Below are 22,061 nucleotides of genomic sequence, written 5' to 3' on the forward strand. Positions count from 1 at the left end.
CCCCCCCCCCCCCCCCCCCACAAGGGCTATCAATGCACGGATGCACAGTGGAGAGACGGTAATGAACATGCAGGTGCGGCAAGCGTGGTGGCGCGACCTTTCAGTACCGGCCCTCGTTGCCGGCTTCATTACTGTGCTGGTCGGCTTCGCCAGTTCGGCCGTCATCGTGTTCCAGGCTGCACAAGCCATCGGTGCCAACCAGGCACAGATCGCCTCATGGATGTGGGCCCTGGGACTGGGCATGGGTGTGACCTGCATCGGGCTGTCGCTGCGCTATCGCGTGCCGGTGGTGACCGCATGGTCGACACCGGGCGCGGCGATGCTGGTGGTCGGTGCCGGTGGCGCCTCGCTTGCTGAAGCCACCGGTGCATTCCTGCTCGCCGCGGTGCTGGGCATGCTGGCAGGCTTCTCCGGCATCTTCGCCCGGTTGATGCAGCGGGTGCCGATGGCGCTGGCCGCCGGCATGCTGGCCGGGGTGCTGCTGCGCTTCGGTCTGGACGTGTTCGTGGCCATGAACACCCAACTGGTACTGGCACTGGCAATGTTCGCCACCTGGCTGGCCGGACGCCGCCTGTTCCCGCGCTATGCGGTCATCGCCACCCTGCTGGTCGGCATCGCGGTCGCGGCCAGCCGTGGCCTGCTGCACGCACAGCAGGTGCAGCTGCAGCTGGCGGTACCGCAATGGGTGACCCCATCCTTGTCCTGGACTGCGGTGGCCGGCATCGCCCTGCCCCTGTTCGTGGTCACCATGGCCTCGCAGAACATTCCGGGCGTGGCGGTGATGCGGGCATCCGGCTACGACGCCCCGGTGTCGCCGCTGATCGGCTGGATCGGTGTGGTCAATACGCTGCTGGCACCGTTCGGTGCGTACGCGCTGAACCTGGCAGCAATCACCGCGGCGATCTGCATGGGCCGCGATGCGCATGAGAACCCGGCACGACGCTATACCGCCGCCATGGCGGCAGGTGCCTTCTACATCGTCATCGGACTGTTCGGTGCCACCGTGGCCGCACTGTTCGCCGCCTTCCCGAAGGAGCTGGTGGCCTGCGTGGCCGGTATCGCGCTGTTCGGCACCATCGCCAACAGCCTGGCCAGTGCGCTGGCGGTAGAGCGGGACCGCGAGGCGGCACTGGTCACCTTCCTGGTCACCGCCTCGGGCGTCTCACTGGCTGGCATCGGCTCAGCGTTCTGGGGCCTGGTGGCCGGTGCGCTGTGCCTGCTGGTGCTGCGACCCCATCAGGGCCGTTGACCTGCCCTACCCCGCCAATGCGGCACCCACGATGCTCAGCACCACCGCGATGACGATGGCGACCAGCGTGGCGATCACGCTGGTGCCGCCGCGTGCGGTCAGCTCGCTGCGCAGCCGTGCGTCATCGCCGCCGGTGACGGCACGGGCCTGGGCGATCAGGCGCTGGCAGTGTGCCAGGTACCAGCTGTTGCCAAAGATGCCGGTGGTGATGCTGAGCGCGAAGGTGATGACCAGCGACAGGCCATCCGGCACACCCAGCAGGGTCTCCACCACGCTGATCAGCAGCAGCAGGCCGGCCCACATCGCCGCCAGGCGGTACATTCTGCGGTACATCATCCAGATCAGGCCGAGCAGGAAGGCCGGCCAGTGCCAGGTGCCACTGCCCGTGGCAATGCCCTGATCCAGCCGCCAGCGCTGGCGATAGATCGGGAAGTTGCCGCCGACCACGCTGGCGTACAAGGCCATTTCGCCTTCCAGCCCGGCAGCCACGGCCCTATCCGGTACAGCGACCGGCGCACGATAGGGATCGGACGGATCGCCGACGCTCGCCGCAATGCCCTCAACCGCAGGGGCTGCGTCGATATCCGGGGCCGGAGCTGCCTCGATGGGCGTGAACGCCTGCTCCAGTTCCGCCAACGGCCGCCATGAGGGCATGCCTTCGCACCAGAGCAGCGTGCGCGCCGTAACCGTCCCTTCCCGCTGCAGCTGGCGAAGGCCGGCCAGATCCACCGGCCCACTGCTCTGCCTGCCATTGGCGTACCACCACTGTGCTTCCTGCATGTTTTCCGTCCTTGCTACCTGCATCGACAAACTGAAATCGCTGCCAGCGCCTACAGCGCGGCACTGGCCAGGGTCTGCACCAGCTGATGGCGCGCACCTGGCGCAAGCGTAATCTGCTCCGGGCCGGCGTTGGCCACTTCCAGGCAGACGTAATCGTGCCAGCCATCGCCGACATCGGACATCCTGGCTGCGGCCTCGGCGCCGGGATTCCAGGCCACCAGCGTCTGGCTGCCTTCGCTGCGGATCTCGATCCGCCGCTGCAGTACGGGATCACGCAGCACGTAATGGCCGCCGGCACCGGTATAGATGCGATCGCTGCGACCGGGATCACGCGGATCGCGCAATGACCACGGTCCCTGTTGCAGGCGCAGCTGCGCATAGTCCTCGTACTTGTCCAGGTACTGCAGGCCATCAAGGCCCTCGACCTCGACCTGATTGGCATCGCCCACCCGGAAATAGCTGTGCAGGGCCTGGGTGAAGGTCACCGGCGAGGTTCCGGTGTTCTCGGTGACCAGCTGCTGGCGCAGCCGGCGGCCGATGCGCAGCTGCATCTGCAGGCGCAGGCCGGGATCGGCGCAGGGCGCAGGCGCCAACTGCAGCTCGACTTCACCGTCATCGCTCTGGCTGGCCTGCAGAAGCTCCCAGCGCGCGGTACGTACCAGGCCATGCGCCGGTACATCGGCACTCTGGCCCTGGCGGCCGAACCACGGCCAGCACACCGGCACGCCACCGCGGATGGGCGTGGGCAGCTCGGCGCGCGTGGGCGAAAGCCACAGCAGATCGGGCTGCCCATCGGGAATGAACGACAGCAGCTGGCCACCAAACACACTGACGACCGCCGTGGCGTTGGCGGTTCGCACCTGCCAGGCCTCCAGGCCGTGATACAGGCCGGCGCTGATGTCCGGATTCGACTGCATGCGATGACGCTCCTTGAAGACCGCGGCGATGATGTCGCGGTCAACGTGCCGCCGGCAAGGCCTTCTGCCCGGCGGGCGCGGTGGCGGCCGCCTCTTCCTGCAGCGTGCGCAGGATGCGCTGGCCTGCGCGGCCGTCCACCTCGCTCCAGCCCAGGCGCTGCTGCTCGGTCTGGATCGCGCGACGCGTGGCGGTACCGATCATGCCGTCGGCGGCACCGATGTCGTGGCCACGGGCCAGGAGCAGGGTCTGCAGCTGGCGGCGCTCATCGCGGCCCAGGCCCGGGTCGTCGGTCGGCCAGGCAGTGGCCAACCCGTTGCCGCCACGCAATTGGTCAGCCAGCGTCGCGATCGCCAGCGCATAGCTTTCCGCGGCGTTGTAGCTGTAGATCGCGTCGTAGTTGCGGAACACCAGCAATGCCGGGCCCTTGTTGCCTGCCGGCAGCAGCAGGGCGGCGCGCGCATCCGCCGGCAGGTTGGCCGGAGCCAACGCGCTGCCATCCAGCGCGGTCACACCCTGCGCACGCCAGTCGGCCAGGGCGCGACGCTGGGTGCGGCCGGCCTGGCTGGCGTTGAAGCCCGCAGGAACGCGGACTTCCATGCCCCACGGCTCTCCGCTGCGCCAGCCGGCGCGCTTGAGGTAGTTGGCGGTGGAGGCCAGCGCATCGGGAACGCTGCCGACCAGATCGCGGCGGCCATCGCCATCACCGTCCACGGCGATGCGTGCATAGGTGCTGGGCATGAACTGCGTATGCCCGAAGGCACCGGCCCAGGAGCCGGTGAGCCCCTGTGCCTGCAGGTCGCCGCGGTCGATCAGCTTGAGCAGGGCCAGCAGTTCACCGCGGAAGAAGGGTTGGCGACGGCCGGCGCAGGACAGCGTGGCCAGCGACTGCAGCAGTGGGCGCTTGCCGAACACGCGACCGTAGTCGCTCTCCACGCCCCAGACCGCGACGATGGTGGCCGGGTCGACGCCGTACTGCGCCGACACCCGATCGAGCAGATCGCGATGCTGCTGCAACAGGGCGCGACCATCAGCCACCCGCTGGTGATCGACCAGCGCGGCCAGGTAGTCCCAGATCGGCGTGGTGAATTCCGGCTGCGCATCGAGCAGGCCGAGCACGCTGGGGTCCGGGGTGAGGCCGGCGGTGATCTCATTGAAGCGGTCGGGGCTGATGCCCTGGCTGGCGGCCGTGGCCTGCAGGCCCGCCAGGCAGCGGCTGAAGGCCGGATCGACGCTGGCATCGGATGCTGCAGGCAGCACGGGGGGCGCGGCGAGAGCGGCCGCCAGGCCGAGCGTGGTCAGAATGGGCATGGCGTCCTCCGTGTTGCCGTTGCACGGCCATCTTAGGGGTAGCGGTGCTGCTGAACCTGAAGGGGCACCGGCTGGCCGTCCGCCCTAGGTGGCACGCAGCAGGCGCAGGCCGTAGGCGGGACTGTCGGCATTCCAGCGCTGCGTGACCTGCAGTCCTGCCTCCTGCAGCAAGGCCTCGAAGCTGTCGTCGGTGTACTTGTGGCTGTACTCCACGCGAATCGGTTCGTCGGCGGCAAAGTGGAAGGTGCGTCCCTCCAGATGCACATCCTGCGCCCAGCGGCTGACCAGATCGGTTTCGATGCGCAGCCGCGCGATGCTGTAACGAGCACGGTGGCGGAAGCCGTCGAGGTCGAAGTCGCTGCCGATCTCACGGTTGAGGCGCGCCAGCAGATTGAGAGTGAATGCGGCGGTGACGCCCTGCGCATCGTTGTACGCCGCCTCGATCAGCGCCGGGTCCTTGTGCAGGTCGATGCCGACCAGGGCCAGGCCGTCGCGGCCCATTGTCTGGCGCATCGCCCGCAGCAGTGCGATCGCGTCTTCGCCTTCAAAGTTGCCCAGCGTGGAGCCGGGGAAGAACAGCAGCCGTCGCGCGGGTTCGCGTTCGGGCATGGGTACGGCCACGGGACGGGTGAAGTCGGCGCAGACCGGCAGCATCTCCACCTGGGGCAGTGCCGGTGCCAGATGATCGATGCTGGACAGCAGCGCGGCACGCGAAATTTCAATCGGCGTGTAGGCCACCGGATCGTGCAGGGCGGCCAGCAGCAGCGCGGTCTTGCGTCCGCTGCCGCTGCCCAGCTCCACCACGTGCAGGCGCGGGCCAACGGTGCGGGCGATGTCCGGCAGCACACGCGCCAGCAGAGCCAGTTCGGTGCGCGTGGGGTAGTACTCGGGGGTCTGCGTGATCTGCTCGAACAGGCGCGAGCCACGTGCATCGTAGAAATATTTGGACGGCAGCTGCCGGGGCGTGCGCGACAACCCGGCCACCACGTCAGCCAGGATCTGCTGGCGCCCGGGGGTGAGATCGGTCAGCGCCTGCAGCGCGTCCTGCACCGTACTCATGCGAGGTCCCTGGCCAGGCGCAGCCCGGAGAACTGCCAGCGCGCCGGAGGCATGAAGAAGTTGCGGTAGCTGGCGCGCACATGGCCGCGGGGCGTCACGCAGCTGCCGCCGCGCAACACCCATTGCCCGCACATGAACTTGCCGTTGTATTCACCGAGGTTACCGGCGAACGGGCGGAAGCCCGGATAGGCGCCATACGCACTGTGGGTCCATTCCCAGACATCGCCGAACAGCTGCCGCATTCCACTGCCCGGCGCTGCCTGCGGGTGCAGCCGATCGTCATCGGCGAAATGGCCGCGCAGCGGGTGCGACGCGGCAGCGGCTTCCCACTCGAATTCGCTGGGCAGGCGCGCGCCGGCCCAGCGGGCGAAGGCATCGGCCTCGTAGTAGCTGAGGTGGCAGACCGGCGCATGCGGGTCCAGTTCGCGCCAACCGCCCAGGGTGTACTCGCGCTGCAGGGTGTCATCCCAGTACAGCGGATGCCGCCAGTCCTCGGCTTCACGCACTGCCCAGCCTTCACTGAGCCACCAGCGCGGCTCGCGGTAGCCGCCGGCATCGATGAAGGCACGGTACTCGGCATTGCTGACGGGGCGCTCGGCCAGTGCGTGCGCGGGGAGCAGCACGCGATGCGCTGGCGATTCGTTGTCGTAGGCGAAGGCGGTGTGCTGCGGCCAGGCTGCGGCGCCGATGGTGACGATGCGCTCGGGTGATTCGATCCAGCCCTGCGCACTGGCAGCGCTGGTGGCCGGCTGCAGGTCCTCGCGGTAGGCGGGCTGCAACGGGTTGCACCAGAACGCATGCTTGATGTCGGTGAGCAGCAGCTCCTGGTGCTGCTGTTCGTGCTGCAGGCCCAGCTGCAGGTGCTGCAGCGCCTGCTCATCAAGGTCGCCTGCCGCCAGCCGTGATTGCACCTGTGCATCGACCTGCTGGCGGTAGTCGCGCACCTGCTGCAGCGATGGCCGCGACAGCAGCCCACGCTGCGGCCGGGCGTGCGCCGGCCCGATGCTCTTGTAGTAGCTGTTGAACAGGTAATCCCAGGCCGGGTCATGCGCCGATGCAGCAGCGAAGCCCGCCAGCACGAAGCGTTCGAAGAACCAGGTGGTGTGGGCCAGGTGCCATTTGCTCGGGCTGGCGTCGGCCATGCTCTGCAACATGGCGTCCTCGGCGCTGAGCGGCGAGGCCAGTTGCATGCTGCGCGCGCGCACGCGTGCGAACTGGTGGGCGAGATCGTGCTGCGGGGCAGCGACGGCGGCGGGTACGCTGTCCATGGGGTCAGCATCGGCGCTGGACGGTGAGTGCGATGTCATGGTTCGGCGTCACTTCGTTCACATGGATGAGCCTGCCGCATTCAAGAAGCCGCCCCGAACGCCGCTAACGGCAATGCTGCGGCCGCGTCGTCACCGCGCTGGAATTCCTGCTTGCCCCTGCATCCGCTCCGCCAGCCTGCGCACTACCTGTTCGTGCTGCCCGCCCTGCTGGTTGCCGTGGTGGTATGGACCGCATTGGATACCGCAGACGTGGCCAGCCCGGCGCAGCGCATCCTGCCCTGGCTGCTGGCCTGCCTCGGCGCCGGCCTTGCCCTGCTCTACCACCAGGTACGTTCGCTGTGCCTGCTGCTGGTGGTGGCGGTCATGTTCGCGCTGCTGCACCAGGATGTCGGCGGCTACCTGCGCAGCGGCCATGTCGGCGCGCTGACACCGCTGCGCTTCCATGCCATCTCGGCGTGGCTGCCATTGCTGTTCGCCGGCCTGTCGTTGTGGCCGGAGCGCGGGCGGCGCCGCCACGACCTGCTGTTGCGCTCCGTCGCCAGCGGCACGGCACTGCTGATCTTCCTGCTGCTGGCCACGCAGCAGCCGCGCGGCATGCACGATCTGCTGTCGAACCGTCACTGGTCGTGGATCCCGGTCGACTGGAACGCGCTGGCGCAGCTGCCAGCGCTGCTGTTCCTGCTGGCAACCACCGCTCTGGGCGGGCAGGCCTGGCGGCATCCGCGCCCGTTGCACACGGCGATGCTGCTGGCCCTGCTGTGCCTGTGGTGGATGCTGCCGAGGGTGTTCCTGCAGCCGGTGCTGCTGCCGGCACTGAGCAGCGCGGCCCTGCTGCTGATGCTGGGCGCGATGCTGCAGGAGTCCTTCCACATGGCCTTCCGCGATGAGCTGACCGGCCTGCCCGGGCGCCGCGCGTTCAACGAGACCCTGCAGCGGGCACGCGGCACCTACAGCATCGCGATGGTGGACGTGGACCATTTCAAATCGTTCAACGACACCCACGGCCACGACACCGGCGACGACGTGCTGCGCCTGGTGGCCTCGCGGCTGGCGCGGGTAGGCGATGGTGGTCGTGCGTTCCGCTATGGCGGCGAGGAGTTCGCGGTGGTGTTCCTGGACCGTCCGGCAATAGCCTGTGTCGATGCCGTGGAAGCCCTGCGGCAGAGCATCGAGGACACCCGCATGCAGCTGCGTGACCGCAGCACCCGCAGCCGCGACGATGACGCCGGGCGCCAGCAGCGCGGGCGCGGCGGCAGCGGACAGGTAGTGCAGGTAACCGTAAGCATCGGTCTGGCCGACAGTCGCGTCGGTCCGCGCCCGGCGGCCGTGGTCAAGGCCGCCGACCAGGCGCTGTATGTCGCCAAGGACGGCGGCCGCAACCAGGTGCGCGCGTATGCCGAACAGGACGTGCTGGCAGTACGCGCTGGCTGAGGCTCAGGCAGCGTCGAGGTAGTACCAGCGGCCGTCGACGCGCAGGAAGCGGCTGTGCTCGGTCATCTTCACCGCGCTGCCGCCGCCCACCCGGTAGCGCGCGGTGAACCGGACCTCGGCGCTGTCGGCGCCGGTGACGGTGTGCTCGTGCACGGTCAGGCCCAGCCAATGCGTGCGCTGGCCGGGCGCATCATCCAGCGACAGCTCGGCCGGACGCGTGTCCGGGTGCCAGCTCTGGCGCAGGTAGTCGGCCAGGCCCCGTGCATAGGCGCTGTAGCGCGAACGCATCAGGCGCTCGGCATCCGGCGCGGCTTCACCGGCGTGGAAGCGGCCGCAGCAGGCCGCATAGTCGGCGGGCAGGCCGCAGGGACAGGGATCGGCAGGTTTCTTGCTCATATCCGTATTGTCGCCGGGTTGCACGGATCGATCCACGCACGGCACGGGTCGCCGGTACAGGACAGGCGTATGCTGTCGCGCCCCCACCTTGATTGATCGCCGTGCTGGAACTGGTTCCCCCTGAGATGTGGTGGCTGGTGGTGATCGCCTTCATCGCCGGTCTTGTGGATGCCGCCGTGGGTGGCGGTGGCCTGGTGCAGCTGCCTGGCCTGTTCACGGTGCTGCCGCAGCAGACGCCGGCGATGTTGTTTGGTACCAACAAGTTCAGTTCGATGTTCGGTACCGGTGCGGCTGCCTGGCGCTATGCGCGCAACGTGCGCTTCCCGTGGAAGCCGGTACTGTTCGCGGCCGGTACGGCCTTCATCTTCTCCTTCGCCGGAGCCACTGCGGTAAGCCTGCTGCCCAAGGACGCGGTGCGCCCACTGGTGCTGGTGCTGCTGATCGCGATGCTGGCCTACACACTGTGGAAGAAGGACTTCGGCGCGCTGCACCGGCCGCAGGAGATCGGCCGCCGTGAACTGGTGATCGCACTGGCGATCGGTGCGGCGATCGGCTTCTACGACGGCTTCTTCGGGCCGGGCACCGGCAGCTTCCTGATCTTCCTGTTCGTGCGCTTCTTCGGGCTGGATTTCCTGCGCGCCTCGGCGGCGTCGAAGGTGGTGAACCTGGCGACCAACGTGGCGGCGATCTCGTTCTTCGTGCCGACCGGCAACATCCTGTGGCTGTTCGCGCTGCCGATGGCCGCGGCCAACATCATCGGTTCGGTCGTGGGCACGCGGTTGGCGCTGAAGGGCGGAACGCCGTTCATCCGCAAGCTGTTCGTGGGGCTGGTGGTGGTGCTGATCGCGCGGATGGCGTGGGATACGTTCCGCGGTGCATGAATGCGCCTCATGACCCGGTAGGTGCCAACCTTGGTTGGCACACGGTTTCCCATCGCGAAGAGCAGCCGAGCATGGCTCGGCTCTACAGGTAGATGGACCGAGGCGCTCAGGCCTCTGCTTCTTCCGGTTCGTTGGCCTGCTGGCGGCTGCGCTCGGGCAGCTTCAGGCGCTTGCCTTCTTCGTCGTACTCGATCAACAGCACGCCGGAATCGTGGCGGCCGCTGATTTCGACGAAGCAGGCGCCACCGATGAACGGTTCCAGCGTCATCACCGACTTCAGCGGGGTGGCGACCACCATCTGGAAGCCGAAGTTGTCGAAGATGTTCATCGCCAGCGCGGTGAACTCGTTGTCGGCCTTGTCGAAGGCTTCGTCGAGCACGACAGCGGCGTAGCTGGGCAGCTGGCTGTCGGCGCCGCCGAGCTGGTAGCGCAGCGCTGCCGCCAGGCACGTGGTGGCCAGCTTCTGGCGCTGGCCACCGGACTTGCCGGCGCCGCTGCGGTAGATCTCGACCTGCTGGCGCGTTTCCGCATCCAGCTCGACACCGATGAACTCCACATGCATGCGCACGTCCAGCACCAGCTCGCGCCAGCGCTTGTCCTCGCCTTCCTGCGAGCCGAGGCGGTTGACCAGCTGGCGCAGCACGGTGAACTGCGATTCGGCCAGCTCGCGCTGCTCGGTCTGCTGCTGCGACAGCACCTCGCGCAGCTGCAGGTGGAACTCGCCGACTTCCGGCAGGCGACGGTCGCTCAGTTCGATGGTCAGCAGCGTGCCACGGTTGAACGGCACCTGCTCCAGGCTGGCGTTCACTTCGTCCAGGCGCTGGCCGATCGACTTGCGGGCTTCGGCACTATGGCGCTGCAGCGCCAGCAGGTTGTTCTTGCTCTGGTTCTGCAGCAGATCGAAGAAGCGCTCTTCGTGCTGCGGCAGGCCATCGCGCTCGAGTCGTTCCAAGCGTGCGAGGAAGTCCTCGGCCGACGCCACCGACACGGTGAAGTCACCCGATTCCTCCGGCCACTGCTGGATGAAGCGGCGGAAGCAACCGATCAGCTGGTTCTCGATGCGGTTGAGGTCCTGCTGCGAGGACGACAGCTGCTCGTTCAGCGCGTTGCTGACCTGGCGCATGTGCGCTTCCAGCGTTTCCAGGCTGAGCGGACCCTGTTCCTGCAGGCGCTCGGCAAGGCCGGCTTCCTGCTCCTGGGCCAGGCTCGGCAACACCAGCGCACGGCTCTGCTGTCGCGCGCGGTCGAGGCGATCGCGCTCCTTGACCAGCTGCCCGCGCTCGACGCGGACGTCTTCATAGGTGCGGCGAGCCTGCTCGATGTCGGCGCGCACCGCGTCGATCTGCTTGGCCAGCTTGGCCAGGTCCGCATTGCCTTCGCGCAGGTCGCGCAGGGTGGCCTCGATATCGGTCAGGCGCTGCTGCGGGGCGGCGATGTCGATCTCGTTCCAGCTGATGCTGACCAGCTCGTGGCAGGCCAGGCGGCGTTCGTTGTCGCGGTCACGCTGGCCACGCAGACGCGCGATGTCGGTCTCGCAGCTGGCGATGCGCTTGGCCAGTTCCTGTGCTTCACGCTCGAAGGCCCCCACCTTGTCGTGGTTGTTGAAGCCGAGGATCCAGCGGCGGCGGTCGCCCACCGCACTGCGGTCATCCTTCTCGAAGCGGTCACCCGGGTGCTTGACCTGACCTTCGCGGGTGATGCCGCGGTCGACGTTGCGCAGCTGCTTGGCATCCACGCATTCGTAGTCGAATCGCTTGCCGAGCTCGCGGCGCAGCCAGCTTTCGAACACGTGCTCGCGCAGTTCCAGCTTGTGCAGCAGCGACTTCGCCGACGGCTCACGGGCAAACGCATCGTCGTTGCGGCGCACACGGTAATAGGTGAAGCGCATGCCCAGGTGGGTACGGTTCACCCACTCGGCGACGTCGTTGTAATGCTTGTCATCGACCAGCAGCGACAACGCGAAGCCGCCCAGCACACGCTCGATGGCGCCCTGCCAGCCCTGCTCTTCCGAGCGGACCTGGATCAGCTCGCCGACAAACGGCAGCGCCGCCTCGGCAATGCCGGTTTCCTCGGCCAGGCGCGCGCGCAGCTTCTGCATCGGCGCCGGGATGTTGGAGGGCGTGCGCTGCATCGCTTCGAGTTCCGCACGGACTTCGCCGAAGCGGCGCTCGTCATCGCGCTTGCCGCCCAGGCGATCGCTGATCGCATCGTCCAGCGCCGAAGAGGCACGCTGGCGATCCTGCAGTTCGTTCTGCGCGCGCTCGACCAGTTCGGCGAAGCCGTGGGCGTCGTCCGGCAGTTCGGCCTGCAGCTGCTGCGCGGCCTGGCTTGCCTGTTCGCGCTTGGCCTTGCGGCGGTCGCGCTCGGCTTCGGCACGGCCCTGCTCGCGCTCCAGTTCCTCGATGCGCTCACCGCCCTGCTGGCGGCGCTGCAGTTCCAGTTCGGCCAGGCGCTCGGTGTGGTTGTCCAGTGCGGCACGGCGCTGGGCTTCTTCGCCGAGCAGGCCACGGTCACGCACGTCCATCTCGCGCAGGCGGGCCTCGATCAGCGCCTGGCGGCGGCTTTCACGGAAGCTGTCGACGCCGAGCTTGAGGGCTTCGTCGTCGCCACGCCGGCGGTGCATTTCCTTCAGGTCGTTGTAGTAGGCGCGTGCCGGCAGCAGGGTCTCCACCTGGCGACGGGCGGTGACCACCGCCTGGTGCGCGCCATCGAGCTCGGCGAAGTCGCTGACCAGGCGCTCGGCGGCGTCGAAGGTCTTCGGCGTGTCGAGCATGAAGTCGCGCAGGAAGACGTTCAGGTCGCCCAGGTTCTTCGCCGACTGCGTCTTGTGCAGCAGGCGCAGCGCCATCTCGTTGTCAATGCCGAGCAGGTCACGGAAGCGCTCGGCGTAGCCGGAGAAGGTATCGAAGTGGTGCAGGTCGGACAGCTTCTGCTTGAGCTTGCGCAGGTCCAGATCGAAGCCGCCAAGATCCTTGGCGATGTCGAACGGACGCTCGGCGATCATGTAGTGCTTGCGCACGTCGCCGGCCGAGGTGCCATTGCCGGAGATCCACAGCAGGCGCACCAGGCTGACCACGCGGCCATCGCCGGCGCGGTATTCCAGCACCAGTGCGGTCCAGGTCGCGCCCTTGCGCAGGTACTGGGTGGCGATTTCGCCGGTGCCGCTGTCCTGCTGGTCAGCCCACGCGCCACGCACGTAGGACACCAGGTTGCGGTCGCGGCCACTGCGCTCGGCTTCACGCGCGGCGGCGTTGAAGTCGACGATGGCAGGCGGCGTCAGCAGTGCGGACATGGCATCGAGCAGGGTCGACTTGCCCGAGCCGGAACGGCCGACGAACAGGAAGCCGCGCTCGGCGATCGGCACTTCGGTCAGGCCGTTGAAGGTGCCCCAGTTGTGCACCTGCAGGCGGCGCATGCGGAACTGCTGCAGGCGCGGGTCCGGCAGGCCTTCGTTGAACAAAGCGGGAGTGTGCTTGGAGATAGCCATGCGATGGTCGGGTCTCTCAGGCCTCGGCGGCCGGGGTTTCGCGCAGCTGGCGGTAGACCGCCGAGAGCTGGGACACGTCTTCGGCGGAGAACAGCAGCTTCAGCGCCGGCGAGACTTCGTGGCGGTCTTCCTGGCCGCTGAGGCGGGTCAGGATGTGGTTGTCCTTCATCTTCTGCACCGCCGAGGCGACGCGGCGGTTGAAGCCGGCGCGGTCGGTGGACAGATTCTTTTCGTAGATGGCCAGCGCTTCGGCCATCTCGGCGTCGGCGACCACCGCGCGGTTGCCGCGCGCATCGGCCTCGGCCAGCTGCTGGCGCAGGTACAGCAGCAGCACCGAATCGATGAAGGTCAGCGGCGAGGTGCGCAGCAGCACCGGCGCATCCACGTCTTCGGTATCGGCCTGGCGGGTGAAGGCCACGCCGCTGTCACGGTCGAGCACCAGTTCCAGGAACAGGTCCGCCAGCGAGGAGCGGATGGCCGCCTCGCTGCGGATCAGCGCCGGCCACAGCTTGGCGTGGCGCAGCTGGTCGATGCTGGGGCCGATCAGCAGCTGGCACAGCGCGCGGCGTGCGTCCAGCGGCAGGCGCCCGGTATCGCCGAGGTAGTACACGTCGTTGCCACGGCGGGGCTGCGCCACGGCCGCCACCGGTTCGGCTTCGTAGGCGTCTTCCGCCACGTCGGCCTGCGGTGCGTCGATGGGATCTTCATGCCAGCTCATGGCGTCTCTCCTGGGTGAACCAAACCAGCGGGATGCGGGCGCGACGGACCTGGCCGTCGCCACCACGCCATTCGGCAAGCTCCTGCTCACCGGCGATCACGTTGCCGAAGCGCGTGCCCAGCGACAGGTAGCCGATGACGCTGCCGAGACCCTGCGGTGCTTCGCGCTGCGACAGGGCCTGGGCGATGCTGAGCCGCGGCTGTGCATCGAGCAGGTCGTGCAGGTCGCGGCGCAGGGTGCGGAAGTCGATTTCGGATGAAGCGACCAGATCGCCGACGCTTTCCAGACTGATCGCGGCGGCATCGTTGTACTCGACGTTGCCATCGACCTGGGCGCTGCGCGGATCGTGCAGCCTCCACTGCGACCACGAGCGCAGGCGGCTGGTGGTCAGCTGCAGGTCACGGCCGATGCCACGCTGTGCGGGGAACTCGTCGCGCAGGGCCAGCGCCTCGGACTGCGCCTGCTTCAGCAGCTGGTTGAGGCGGCGCTGTTCCAGATAGCCACGGCTCTGCACGAAACCGCGCAGGCTGCGCGCGAAGTTCTGCAGCACGTCGTGCACCTGGCCACCGCGCTCAAGCATGGTGCTGGTGAAGCCGCGCAGGAAGTTGCGTTCGTTGCGGTCCAGGCGTCGCGCAAAGCCACGTGCCAGCACCGCTTCCAGCGCGGCATCGAGCTGGGCGCTCTGTTCGGCGTCGTTGAGCAGGCGCCAGAAGGCCTGGAAGCTGCGGCCGGCATCGCTCTCGCCGATCACGTCCACGCCTTCGAACAGCTGCGACAGCACGTCCCCGCGTTCGCCCTCGTCGTCGATGATGCGTTCGCGGAAATCGCGGTTGAGCTGCTCGAAGTCGTCGCGCACGCGGCGGAAGTCCTCGGTCAGCTCGTCGGCCAGGCCGATGATCTGGCGCGCACGTTCCAGCGCGCGCTTGCCATCCAGCGCGATCACGCGGCCGGCGCCGACGCGGGCGATCTCGGCGTCGATGCGGTCACGCTCGTCGCGCAGTGCCGACAGGCGTGCGTCCGGATCGGATTCGGTCTGCGCGGCCAACTGCGAGAGCTGTTCGATGACCAGCGCCAAGCGGCTTTCGGTGGCGGCCACGCGGGCCTGCTCAAGGCCGTCGGCGAAGCGGATCGCCTGCAGTGCCGCGGTCGACAGCTCGTACTGCTCCTGGTCGGCGCCTTCGGGCAGGCGGCGTTCCAGCCAGCCCTGGGCCAGCCAGTGCGCGATGTAGGCCTGCGCGGTACGCGGCAGCTCGCGCGACAGTTCGTCGCCGTTGAGCTGGTCCAACGCACGCTGCAGGCGCTCGTTGAGCACCGACGACGACAGCGTGCGCTCGCCGTCCATCAGCAGCCCCTGCAGCAGGCCGATGATTTCCGGAGCGTGGTCGGCGGCGAGCAGCTTCCACTGGGGCTGTTCGCGCAGATGGCGGTAACGGGAGATGCGTTCGCGGTGCTTCATGCAGCGAAAGGATTCATGAGGGCTGGCGGGGACGAGCAGCCGCCCACGGCGGCCGCGCGGGCAGCCGTGGGCATACCGGCCCGCAGGGGCCGGCGGGGCGCGGGCAAGCGGCTCAGCGCTTGCCGCCCACTTCGATGAAGCGCAGGAACTCGGCGCGGGTACGCGCGTCGTCGCGGAAGCTGCCCAGCATCTTCGAGGTGACCATGCTGACGCCGCGCTTGTGGATGCCGCGGGTGGTCATGCATTCGTGGGCGCCTTCGACGACCACGCCGACACCGATCGGCTGCAGCACATCCTGGATGCACTGGGCGATCTGTGCGGTCATCTTTTCCTGCACCTGGAAACGGCGGGCATAGGCTTCGACGACACGGGCCAGCTTGCTGATGCCCACCACCTTGCCGGCCGGCAGGTAGCCGACGTGCACGCGGCCGATGATCGGCGCCATGTGGTGTTCGCAGTGGCTTTCGTACTCGATGTCGCGCAGGACGATCAGTTCGTCGTAGCCGGCCACTTCCTCGAAGGTCCGCTCCATGTAGGCGCGCGGGTCGTCGCGGTAACCGCTGAACCAGTCGCCATAGGCTTCGGCGACACGGCGGGGGGTATCCAGCAGGCCTTCACGGGACGGGTCCTCGCCGGCCCAGCGCAGCAGGGTGCGCACGGCATCCTCGGCCTGGTCCTGGGTCACGTCGCCCTGCGGGGCGGCCTTTTCGTTGTTCTTGCTCATTGCGTACAGCGTCCCGAACGGGGGGCGAGCATCGTACCCGACCGGGGGGTGGGTCGTCCTGTTGGGACGGTTCATCGGGGGTCTGGCGGCGCCTTGTTTGGTATCGGCTTGGATGGGGAAGGGCGGCAGGGCAGGACACGCCGTAAACCCATCCATGGGGGCTCGGTCGGCGCATCCATGCGCCTCACGGTCCTGCCCTGCCGCCCTTCCCCATCCCTGACAGTTTCCTGCGGGCGCGGCCGGACCGCTCGAGAGCGGGGTCAAAAGCTGGGTTTCATGGCTTCGGAAATACTTCGTGCGGCTGCTTTGGCCACTGCCCTGGTGGGTGCGGACCGTTGGTCCGCACTGCTTCTGCTCTTGCTTCTAAGAGCCAACCCACCGCGCTCGCGGGGTTTGGGAAGGCAGCGGGGGCCGGGCGGGGCAGGACCGTCCGCGGCAGGGATGCCGCGGCCGAGCCCCATGGATGGGTTCACGGCGTGTCCTGCACCGTCCGGCCCCCGCTGCCCCACCCGACACCAGGCAGGCGCAACGCTTTCCTCACTACACCCCGCCCATTCATAAAAACCCATTGATAGGAATGAAATTAGTAGTATCCTATCTATCTCTTATGGACCGACCCCTCGACGAGCGCACCGTGCTGCAGATGCAGCTCAGCTCCGGCCTGCTGTACGCAGGGCGGCAGTGGCAGCGCCTGGCCGACAGCCGGCTCGGCAGCTACGGCATCTCCACCGCCTGCACCATGCCGCTGCTGATGATCGGCCGCTCCGGTGGTGGCATCCGTCAGGTGGCGCTGGCCCAGCAGCTGGGCATGGAAGGTCCCTCCCTGGTACGCCTGCTGGACAAGCTGTGTGCCAGCGACCTGGTCCGCCGCGAGAGCGACGCCAGCGACCGCCGCGCCAACCTGCTGTGGCTGACCGACGCGGGACACGCGCTGGTCAGCGAGCTGGAAGACCAGTTGATCGGCCTGCGCCAGGACGTGTTCGGCGAGCTTTCCATGGATGAACTGCATGCCGTGCTGAAGGCATGGCGCCTGCTGGCCGAGGCCGCCGACCGCATCACGTAAGACCGCTGCCCCCGAATACCGCCGCTGCCGTGCACACGCCAGCGGCTTTTACCCGTTGCTGTTGTTTCGTTGTTCCTCCCCTCCCCCACCTCGCCCCCGCCCCTACCGATGCCCGGTGAATTCAGTCTCCACGGAGTGTTCGTCCCGACCCTGCTCGGGTTGATGTTGTTGGCCTATCTGGTCAACAGCGGCCTGCACGCGCTGCTGCAGCGTGCCGGCGCCTATCGCCATGTATGGCACCCGGCGCTGTTCAACCTGGCGCTGTACGGGATCGTGCTTGGCCTGCTGTTCCACCTCCTGCGTTGGATGCAATCGTGAACAAGATCGTGAAGAAGACCCTGCCGGTGCTGCTCACCAGCGCAGCCGTGATCGTCGCCCTGCTGGTACTACGCCAGCTGTGGGTCTATTACATGGATGAGCCGTGGACCCGCGACGCCCATGTCGGCGCCGACGTGGTGCAGGTGGCGCCGGACGTGTCCGGGCTGGTGGAAACGGTGCAGGTGGCCGACAACCAGGCGGTGAAGAAGGGTGACCTGCTGTTCGTGGTCGACCGCGCCCGCTACCGCATCGCGCTGGAGCAGGCCCGCGCCAGCCTGGCCGAGCGCCAGGCATCGGTGGCGCAGCTGCGCCGCGAGATCGGCCGTGACCGCAGCCTGCAGGACCTGGTCGCCGCCGAGGACGCCGAAGTGCGCCGCGCCAAGCTGCAGGCCGCACAGGCTGCGCTGGCCACCGCACAGGCGGCGGTCGACCTGGCCGAGCTCAACCTGGGGCGTACCGAGGTGCGCGCACCGGCCGATGGCCGGGTCAACGACCGCACCCTGCGCGTAGGCGACTACGTGGTGGCCGGCAAGCCGGTGCTGGCACTGCTGGATACCGGCTCGTTCCGCGTCGATGGCTATTTCGAGGAAACCCGCCTGCGCGGCGTCGCCCCGGGACAGCGCGTGGACATCCGCCTGATGGGCGAATCGGCACCGCTGCGCGGCCATGTCGAGAGCATCGCCGCCGGCATCGAGGACCGCTACCGCAGCAACGGCAGTACCCTGCTGCCGAACGTGACCCCGGCCTTCGACTGGGTGCGGCTGGCGCAGCGCATTCCGGTGCGCATCGCCATCGACGAAGTACCCAAGGGCGTGGAACTGATCGCCGGCCGTACCGCCACGGTGACCGTGGACACCGGCCGCCATCCGCACAACGACAAGGCCGGCACTGCGCCGACACAGGCGGGCCTGTGAACGCCGCCCTGCCCCGTCTCGGCCTGATCGTTGCGCTGGCCAGCCTGGCGGCCTGCAGGACCGTCGGCCCGGATTACGCCCTGCCGGAAGGCTCGGCCTTCAAGCGGCCGGAGGCCAATGCGGCCTTCATCGATACCAAGAACCCGCAGGTGGCCGCCAACCAGGCGCTGCCCGACCGCTGGTGGTCGCTGTACAACGACCCGGTGCTGGACGGCCTGATCACCCAGGCGCTGCGTGACAACGTCGAGCTCAAGGCCGCCGATGCACATCTGCGTCGTGCCGCGGCGGTGTACGAACAAGCGCTGGACGCCGGTGGCTTCGAGTACGAGGCCGAGGCCGGCGTCAGCCGCGCGCAGCTGTCGGCCGAATCGTTCCTGCAGGAGCACGAGCTGCCGGTGATCAACCTGGCCGATGGCAAGTTCGCGGTCAGCTACCAGTTCGACCTGTTTGGCAAGCTCAAGCGCGGCGCCGAAGCAGCGCGTGCCGACGAGCAGTCGGTCGCTGCTGCGCGCGACCTTGCCCAGGTCAGCGTGGTGGCGCAGGTGGCCGACAGCTACCTGGAGATCTGCCACGCCAACCACGAACTGCACGTGGCCGAGCATTCGCTGCAGCTGCAGCAGCGCAGCCGCACGGTCACCGAGCGCCTGATCGCGGCGGGCCGTGGCACGCCGCCGGAACTGGCCCGCGCCAACGCCCAGGTGGCGCTGCTGGAGGCTGCACTGCCGCCGCTGCATGCGCAGCGCTCGGCAGCCGCCTATTCGCTGGCCGCCCTGCTCGGGAAGACCCCGGGCCAGCTGCCGGCCGGCGTGATCGACTGTGCGCACGCCCCCGGCCTGGCGCAGCCGCTGCCGGTCGGTGATGGCCGCGCGCTGCTGCAGCGCCGCCCGGACGTGCGCCAGGCCGAGCGCAAGCTGGCCTCGGCCACCGCACGGATTGGTGTGGCCACCGCCGAGCTGTACCCCGACATCCGCCTGGGGGCCTCGCTCGGTGCCGCCGGCCTGCTGGAGGACTTCGGCACGCCGATGACCCAGCAATGGTCGATCGGCCCGCTGATCTCGTGGACGCTGCCGTCGTCAGGCACCCACGCGCGCATCCACGCCGCCGAGGCCGGTGCCGACGCGGCCCTGGCCGAGTTCGACCACACCGTGCTGCAGGCGCTGCGTGAGACCCAGACCGCGCTGGACCGCTATGCACAGGACCTGCGCCGGCTGCAGTCACTGCGCATCGCGCAGGAGCAGGCCGCGCTGGCCGCCGAGCAGAACCGCCGGCTGTACCAGGGTGGCCGTACGCCGTACCTGTCCAGCCTGGATGCCGACCGCAGCCTGGCCACCAGCGATGCCACCCTGGCGGCTGCCGAAGCGCAGGTCTCGCGCGACCAGATCCACCTGTTCCTGGTGTTGGGTGGCGGCTGGCAGGCCACTGCCGCTGCGGCCGGCACCCCGACCGCGGCGAAGTAAGTCATGAACGCGCTGACCGACCGCCAGGCCTGGCTGTTCTCGATCAAGACCTACCTGGCCGCGGTGGCCGCGCTGTACATCGCCATGGCCGGCAACCTGTCGCGCCCGTACTGGGCGATGGGCACGGTGTACATCGTCAGCCAACCACTGCTGGGCCCGACACGTGCCAAGGGCGTGTACCGCATCGTCGGCACCCTGGTGGCTGGCCTGGCCACCCTGCTGGTGCTGCCGGCGCTGGTGGAAACACCGCTGGTGCTGAGCGCGGCGATGTCGATCTGGCTGGCCGGCTGCCTGTTCATGGCCCTGCTCAACCGGGGGCCGCGCGGTTACGCGTTCCTGCTGGCCGGCTACACCACCGCCTTCATCGGCTTTCCGGCGGTGACCTCGCCGGAAACCATCTTCGACACCGTGGTGGCACGCAGCGAGGAGATCATCCTCGGCACGGTAGTAGCGGTGCTGTTTGCTTCGCTGCTGTTCCCGGCTTCGGTACGCCCGATGCTGCGCGCCCGCATCGGCAACTGGATGGAGGACGCCGCGCAGTGGTGCCGGCAGATCCTTGAACGTGGCCGCGCGCATGCGCCACGCAACCGGCTGGCCGCCGACCTGGTGCAGTTCGAGGCGCTGATCGAGTTCCTGCGTCGCGACGACCCGCGCCACGCCGGATCGGCGGTGTCGATGGAGCGGCTGCGCGAGCGCATGCTGCTGCTGTTGCCGGTGCTGTCCTCGATCGCCGACCGCCTGAGCGCACTGCGCAGCCATGGCCAGGCCCTGCCGGAAGGCCTGCCGGAGCTGATCGACGACATCCATGACTGGCTGGACGGGCCCACCAACGCCAGTGAGTACGCCCGCCTGCGCGCACGCATCAGCGCGCTGAAGCCGCAGGTGGACCGCGACCTGCAGCACCTGCAGCTGGCCAGCCTGCTGCTGCGCCTGGAGGAGCTGGTCGACCTCTGGCAGGACTGCCGCACCCTGCAGCACGCGATCGACCAGGGCACCGCGCCGCTGGACCGCGCGCACTACCGCATCCGCACCGAACGCGTGGCCGCCGACAAGCACGTCGACTATGGCATGGCGCTGTTCTCCGCGCTCAGTGCCGGCGTGGCACTGATGAGCTACTGCGTGCTGTGGATCGCGCTCGGTTGGGAGGGCGGTGGCAACGGCGCGATGATGGCCGCGGTAACCGCCGCGTTCTTCGCCGCGCAGGACGATCCGGCACCGAGCATGGTGTCATTCCTGGTATGGGCGATGGTCGCCTCGGTGGTGGCCGGCGTGTATCTATTCGGCGTGTTCCCGGCCGTGCACGACTTCGGCCTGCTGGCGCTGGTGCTGGCGGTGGCGTTCCTGCCGCTGGGGCTGATGCTGCACCACCCCAAGAGCGCGCTGTTCGCACTGCCGCTGACAGTGAACCTGGCGGCGCTGCTGAGCCTGCAGAACACCTACAGCGCCAACATCCAGACCTTCCTCAACTCGTCCATCGCGATGTTCATCGGCATTGGCTTTGCGGTGGTGATGACCCGCCTGTTCCGTTCGGTGGGCGCCGAGTGGACCGCGCGCCGGCTGGTGCGGCAGGGCTGGACCACGCTGGCCGAAGCCGCCGAAGGCCGTGGCCAGCAGGACCGGCAGCGCTTCGCCGCACGCATGCTGGACCTGCTGGGCCTGCTCGCGCCGCGCCTGGCAGCAACGCCGGAGGGCAGCGACATCGCCTCGGTGGACATGCTCAATGAAGCGCGCATCGGCCTGAACATCCTGCAGCTGCGCCGCGCCCGGCTGGAACTGCCCGAGCGCAGCCGCGAAGCGGTCGAGCACATCCTGGAAGAAGTGGCCGTGCACTACCGGCGACAGATTGCCGCGCGCAAGCCGATTGTGGCGGCCGAAGCGCTGCGCGAGCGGCTGGATACCTCGCTGGGCCGGGTCGGCAGCGTGGCTGCCTGCAAGGCCCGCGATGAAGCCCTGATGGGCCTGATCGGCCTGCGCTTCGCGCTGTTCCCGGCGGCGAAGGCGCTGGCGCCGGGGTGGGCGGACGCCGACGCTGCATCAGCCTGATAATGATCGGTGGCGCCGGGCGATGCCCGGCAGCCTTTCGCCACGGCAGCAGGATGGTTCAATGAGTTACGACATGATGGTGTTCGAGGCCAGTGCCGCCCCACGTGAGGCAACGGCATTCATCGCCTGGTTCGAGAAGCAGACGCAGTGGAACGAACGCCACGAGTACGACGATCCGGCGGTCAGCAGCCCCGCGCTGCGGGCGTGGTTCGCGGAGATGGCGCAGGACTTCCCGCCGTTGAACGGGCCGCTGAGCAACGACGATGACGATCGTGCCGAGGTGACCGAGTACAGCATCGGCCGGCAGGTGATCTACGGAGCGTTCGCGTACTCGGTGGCCGAGCGCGCGCATGGCCGCGTGCAGGATCTGGCCGAGAAGCACGGCGTGGGCTTCTTCGACGTGAGTGCCGATGAAGCGGCGATCGTGTTCCCGGATGGGCTGGTGTTGATCGCGGAATGAAGGCGGCGGCAGGGCGGCACCCTGCACCTGCCGAATCAACGTCAACGTCAACGGCAAAAGCCTGCATTCCGTGGGTTGGCGGGGTGGGTCCGGTTGCGGGGGACGCTGCAAGTACGTCCCTGTAAGCTCGG

Annotated in this window: 19 protein-coding genes; 9 read left to right on the top strand and 10 right to left on the bottom strand. The window is 68.4% G+C overall.

Annotation, left to right across the window (positions count from 1 at the left end):
- Positions 1 to 61 precede the first annotated feature (61 nt).
- Positions 62 to 1,249: a benzoate/H(+) symporter BenE family transporter gene (locus R1H25_RS19035; protein WP_317224355.1), complete on the top strand. Its 1,188-nt coding sequence runs from the start codon at positions 62 to 64 to the stop codon at positions 1,247 to 1,249.
- A gap of 6 nt (positions 1,250 to 1,255) precedes the next feature.
- On the opposite strand, the gene R1H25_RS19040 is transcribed toward R1H25_RS19035, so the two are convergent.
- The 5 genes from R1H25_RS19040 to egtB form a co-directional block, all read right to left on the bottom strand.
- Positions 1,256 to 2,029, bottom strand: a complete 774-nt coding sequence (locus R1H25_RS19040) for a DUF2628 domain-containing protein (protein ID WP_317224356.1) — start codon at positions 2,027 to 2,029, stop codon at positions 1,256 to 1,258.
- A gap of 50 nt (positions 2,030 to 2,079) precedes the next feature.
- A complete protein-coding gene (locus R1H25_RS19045) occupies positions 2,080 to 2,946 on the bottom strand; it encodes a D-hexose-6-phosphate mutarotase (protein ID WP_317224357.1) in 867 nt (288 codons plus the stop codon).
- A gap of 40 nt (positions 2,947 to 2,986) precedes the next feature.
- Positions 2,987 to 4,255, bottom strand: a complete 1,269-nt coding sequence (locus R1H25_RS19050) for a lytic murein transglycosylase (protein WP_317224358.1) — start codon at positions 4,253 to 4,255, stop codon at positions 2,987 to 2,989.
- 84 nt (positions 4,256 to 4,339) lie between these two features.
- Entirely contained in the window at positions 4,340 to 5,314 is a 975-nt protein-coding gene (gene egtD, locus R1H25_RS19055) for an L-histidine N(alpha)-methyltransferase (RefSeq protein ID WP_317224359.1), read from the bottom strand.
- On the bottom strand, positions 5,311 to 6,582 hold the full coding sequence (gene egtB, locus R1H25_RS19060; protein WP_049447077.1) for an ergothioneine biosynthesis protein EgtB: 1,272 nt from the start codon (positions 6,580 to 6,582) through the stop codon (positions 5,311 to 5,313). Before egtB ends, egtD begins: the two co-directional genes overlap by 4 nt.
- Positions 6,583 to 6,732: 150 nt before the next feature.
- Here egtB and R1H25_RS19065 point away from each other — a divergent pair, with 150 nt between their 5' ends.
- Positions 6,733 to 8,013, top strand: coding sequence for a GGDEF domain-containing protein (locus R1H25_RS19065; RefSeq protein ID WP_317224360.1), 1,281 nt, complete (start codon positions 6,733 to 6,735; stop codon positions 8,011 to 8,013).
- Positions 8,014 to 8,016: 3 nt separating this feature from the next.
- Here the strand turns inward: R1H25_RS19065 and R1H25_RS19070 are convergent, their stop codons facing one another.
- Positions 8,017 to 8,409 (bottom strand): YchJ family protein, encoded by a 393-nt coding sequence (locus R1H25_RS19070; protein WP_049447081.1) that lies wholly within the window; start codon positions 8,407 to 8,409, stop codon positions 8,017 to 8,019.
- Positions 8,410 to 8,510: 101 nt separating this feature from the next.
- Here R1H25_RS19070 and R1H25_RS19075 point away from each other — a divergent pair, with 101 nt between their 5' ends.
- Positions 8,511 to 9,290 (top strand): TSUP family transporter, encoded by a 780-nt coding sequence (locus R1H25_RS19075; protein ID WP_317224361.1) that lies wholly within the window; start codon positions 8,511 to 8,513, stop codon positions 9,288 to 9,290.
- A gap of 106 nt (positions 9,291 to 9,396) precedes the next feature.
- Here the strand turns inward: R1H25_RS19075 and R1H25_RS19080 are convergent, their stop codons facing one another.
- From R1H25_RS19080 to folE, 4 genes are all read right to left on the bottom strand, one after another.
- Entirely contained in the window at positions 9,397 to 12,777 is a 3,381-nt protein-coding gene (locus R1H25_RS19080; RefSeq protein ID WP_049447083.1) for an ATP-binding protein, read from the bottom strand.
- A gap of 16 nt (positions 12,778 to 12,793) precedes the next feature.
- Positions 12,794 to 13,495, bottom strand: a complete 702-nt coding sequence (locus R1H25_RS19085) for a DUF4194 domain-containing protein (RefSeq protein ID WP_005421303.1) — start codon at positions 13,493 to 13,495, stop codon at positions 12,794 to 12,796.
- Positions 13,482 to 14,951 (bottom strand): DUF3375 domain-containing protein, encoded by a 1,470-nt coding sequence (locus tag R1H25_RS19090; RefSeq protein WP_049447085.1) that lies wholly within the window; start codon positions 14,949 to 14,951, stop codon positions 13,482 to 13,484. The genes R1H25_RS19085 and R1H25_RS19090 overlap by 14 nt, the downstream gene beginning before the upstream one ends.
- A 112-nt stretch (positions 14,952 to 15,063) precedes the next feature.
- On the bottom strand, positions 15,064 to 15,675 hold the full coding sequence (gene folE / locus R1H25_RS19095; RefSeq protein WP_004141296.1) for a GTP cyclohydrolase I FolE: 612 nt from the start codon (positions 15,673 to 15,675) through the stop codon (positions 15,064 to 15,066).
- Positions 15,676 to 16,282: 607 nt separating this feature from the next.
- Between folE and R1H25_RS19100 the strand changes: the two genes are divergently transcribed.
- The 6 genes from R1H25_RS19100 (at position 16,283) to R1H25_RS19125 (ending at position 21,930) form a co-directional block, all read left to right on the top strand.
- Positions 16,283 to 16,738 (top strand): MarR family winged helix-turn-helix transcriptional regulator, encoded by a 456-nt coding sequence (locus R1H25_RS19100; RefSeq protein ID WP_012481667.1) that lies wholly within the window; start codon positions 16,283 to 16,285, stop codon positions 16,736 to 16,738.
- A 108-nt stretch (positions 16,739 to 16,846) separates the two neighbouring features.
- Positions 16,847 to 17,056 carry a DUF1656 domain-containing protein gene (locus tag R1H25_RS19105; RefSeq protein WP_010487502.1) on the top strand — a complete coding sequence of 70 codons (210 nt, stop codon included), beginning with the start codon at positions 16,847 to 16,849 and terminating at the stop codon, positions 17,054 to 17,056.
- On the top strand, positions 17,053 to 17,970 hold the full coding sequence (locus tag R1H25_RS19110) for an HlyD family secretion protein (protein ID WP_317224362.1): 918 nt from the start codon (positions 17,053 to 17,055) through the stop codon (positions 17,968 to 17,970). The genes R1H25_RS19105 and R1H25_RS19110 overlap by 4 nt, the downstream gene beginning before the upstream one ends.
- Positions 17,967 to 19,427: an efflux transporter outer membrane subunit gene (locus R1H25_RS19115; protein WP_317224363.1), complete on the top strand. Its 1,461-nt coding sequence runs from the start codon at positions 17,967 to 17,969 to the stop codon at positions 19,425 to 19,427. The genes R1H25_RS19110 and R1H25_RS19115 overlap by 4 nt, the downstream gene beginning before the upstream one ends.
- 3 nt (positions 19,428 to 19,430) lie before the next feature.
- Positions 19,431 to 21,470, top strand: a complete 2,040-nt coding sequence (locus R1H25_RS19120) for an FUSC family protein (protein WP_317224364.1) — start codon at positions 19,431 to 19,433, stop codon at positions 21,468 to 21,470.
- A 61-nt stretch (positions 21,471 to 21,531) separates the two neighbouring features.
- Positions 21,532 to 21,930 carry a hypothetical protein gene (locus R1H25_RS19125; RefSeq protein ID WP_317224365.1) on the top strand — a complete coding sequence of 133 codons (399 nt, stop codon included), beginning with the start codon at positions 21,532 to 21,534 and terminating at the stop codon, positions 21,928 to 21,930.
- The last annotated feature ends 131 nt before the right edge of the window (positions 21,931 to 22,061 follow it).

It is taken from the genome of Stenotrophomonas veracruzanensis (genome assembly GCF_032911525.1).
In the GTDB taxonomy this organism is placed as follows: Bacteria; Pseudomonadota; Gammaproteobacteria; order Xanthomonadales; family Xanthomonadaceae; genus Stenotrophomonas; species Stenotrophomonas africana.

Bases quoted from the DNA above. Each gene is read 5' to 3' on its own strand.
- R1H25_RS19035 (WP_317224355.1), top strand. From the start codon at position 62: ATGAACATGCAGGTGCGGCAAGCGTGGTGGCGCGACCTTTCAGTACCG.
- R1H25_RS19040 (WP_317224356.1), bottom strand. From the start codon at position 2,029: ATGCAGGAAGCACAGTGGTGGTACGCCAATGGCAGGCAGAGCAGTGGG.
- R1H25_RS19045 (WP_317224357.1), bottom strand. From the start codon at position 2,946: ATGCAGTCGAATCCGGACATCAGCGCCGGCCTGTATCACGGCCTGGAG.
- R1H25_RS19050 (WP_317224358.1), bottom strand. From the start codon at position 4,255: ATGCCCATTCTGACCACGCTCGGCCTGGCGGCCGCTCTCGCCGCGCCC.
- egtD (WP_317224359.1), bottom strand. From the start codon at position 5,314: ATGAGTACGGTGCAGGACGCGCTGCAGGCGCTGACCGATCTCACCCCC.
- egtB (WP_049447077.1), bottom strand. From the start codon at position 6,582: ATGGACAGCGTACCCGCCGCCGTCGCTGCCCCGCAGCACGATCTCGCC.
- R1H25_RS19070 (WP_049447081.1), bottom strand. From the start codon at position 8,409: ATGAGCAAGAAACCTGCCGATCCCTGTCCCTGCGGCCTGCCCGCCGAC.
- R1H25_RS19080 (WP_049447083.1), bottom strand. From the start codon at position 12,777: ATGGCTATCTCCAAGCACACTCCCGCTTTGTTCAACGAAGGCCTGCCG.
- R1H25_RS19085 (WP_005421303.1), bottom strand. From the start codon at position 13,495: ATGAGCTGGCATGAAGATCCCATCGACGCACCGCAGGCCGACGTGGCG.
- R1H25_RS19090 (WP_049447085.1), bottom strand. From the start codon at position 14,951: ATGAAGCACCGCGAACGCATCTCCCGTTACCGCCATCTGCGCGAACAG.
- folE (WP_004141296.1), bottom strand. From the start codon at position 15,675: ATGAGCAAGAACAACGAAAAGGCCGCCCCGCAGGGCGACGTGACCCAG.
- R1H25_RS19100 (WP_012481667.1), top strand. From the start codon at position 16,283: ATGGACCGACCCCTCGACGAGCGCACCGTGCTGCAGATGCAGCTCAGC.
- R1H25_RS19105 (WP_010487502.1), top strand. From the start codon at position 16,847: ATGCCCGGTGAATTCAGTCTCCACGGAGTGTTCGTCCCGACCCTGCTC.
- R1H25_RS19120 (WP_317224364.1), top strand. From the start codon at position 19,431: ATGAACGCGCTGACCGACCGCCAGGCCTGGCTGTTCTCGATCAAGACC.
- R1H25_RS19125 (WP_317224365.1), top strand. From the start codon at position 21,532: ATGAGTTACGACATGATGGTGTTCGAGGCCAGTGCCGCCCCACGTGAG.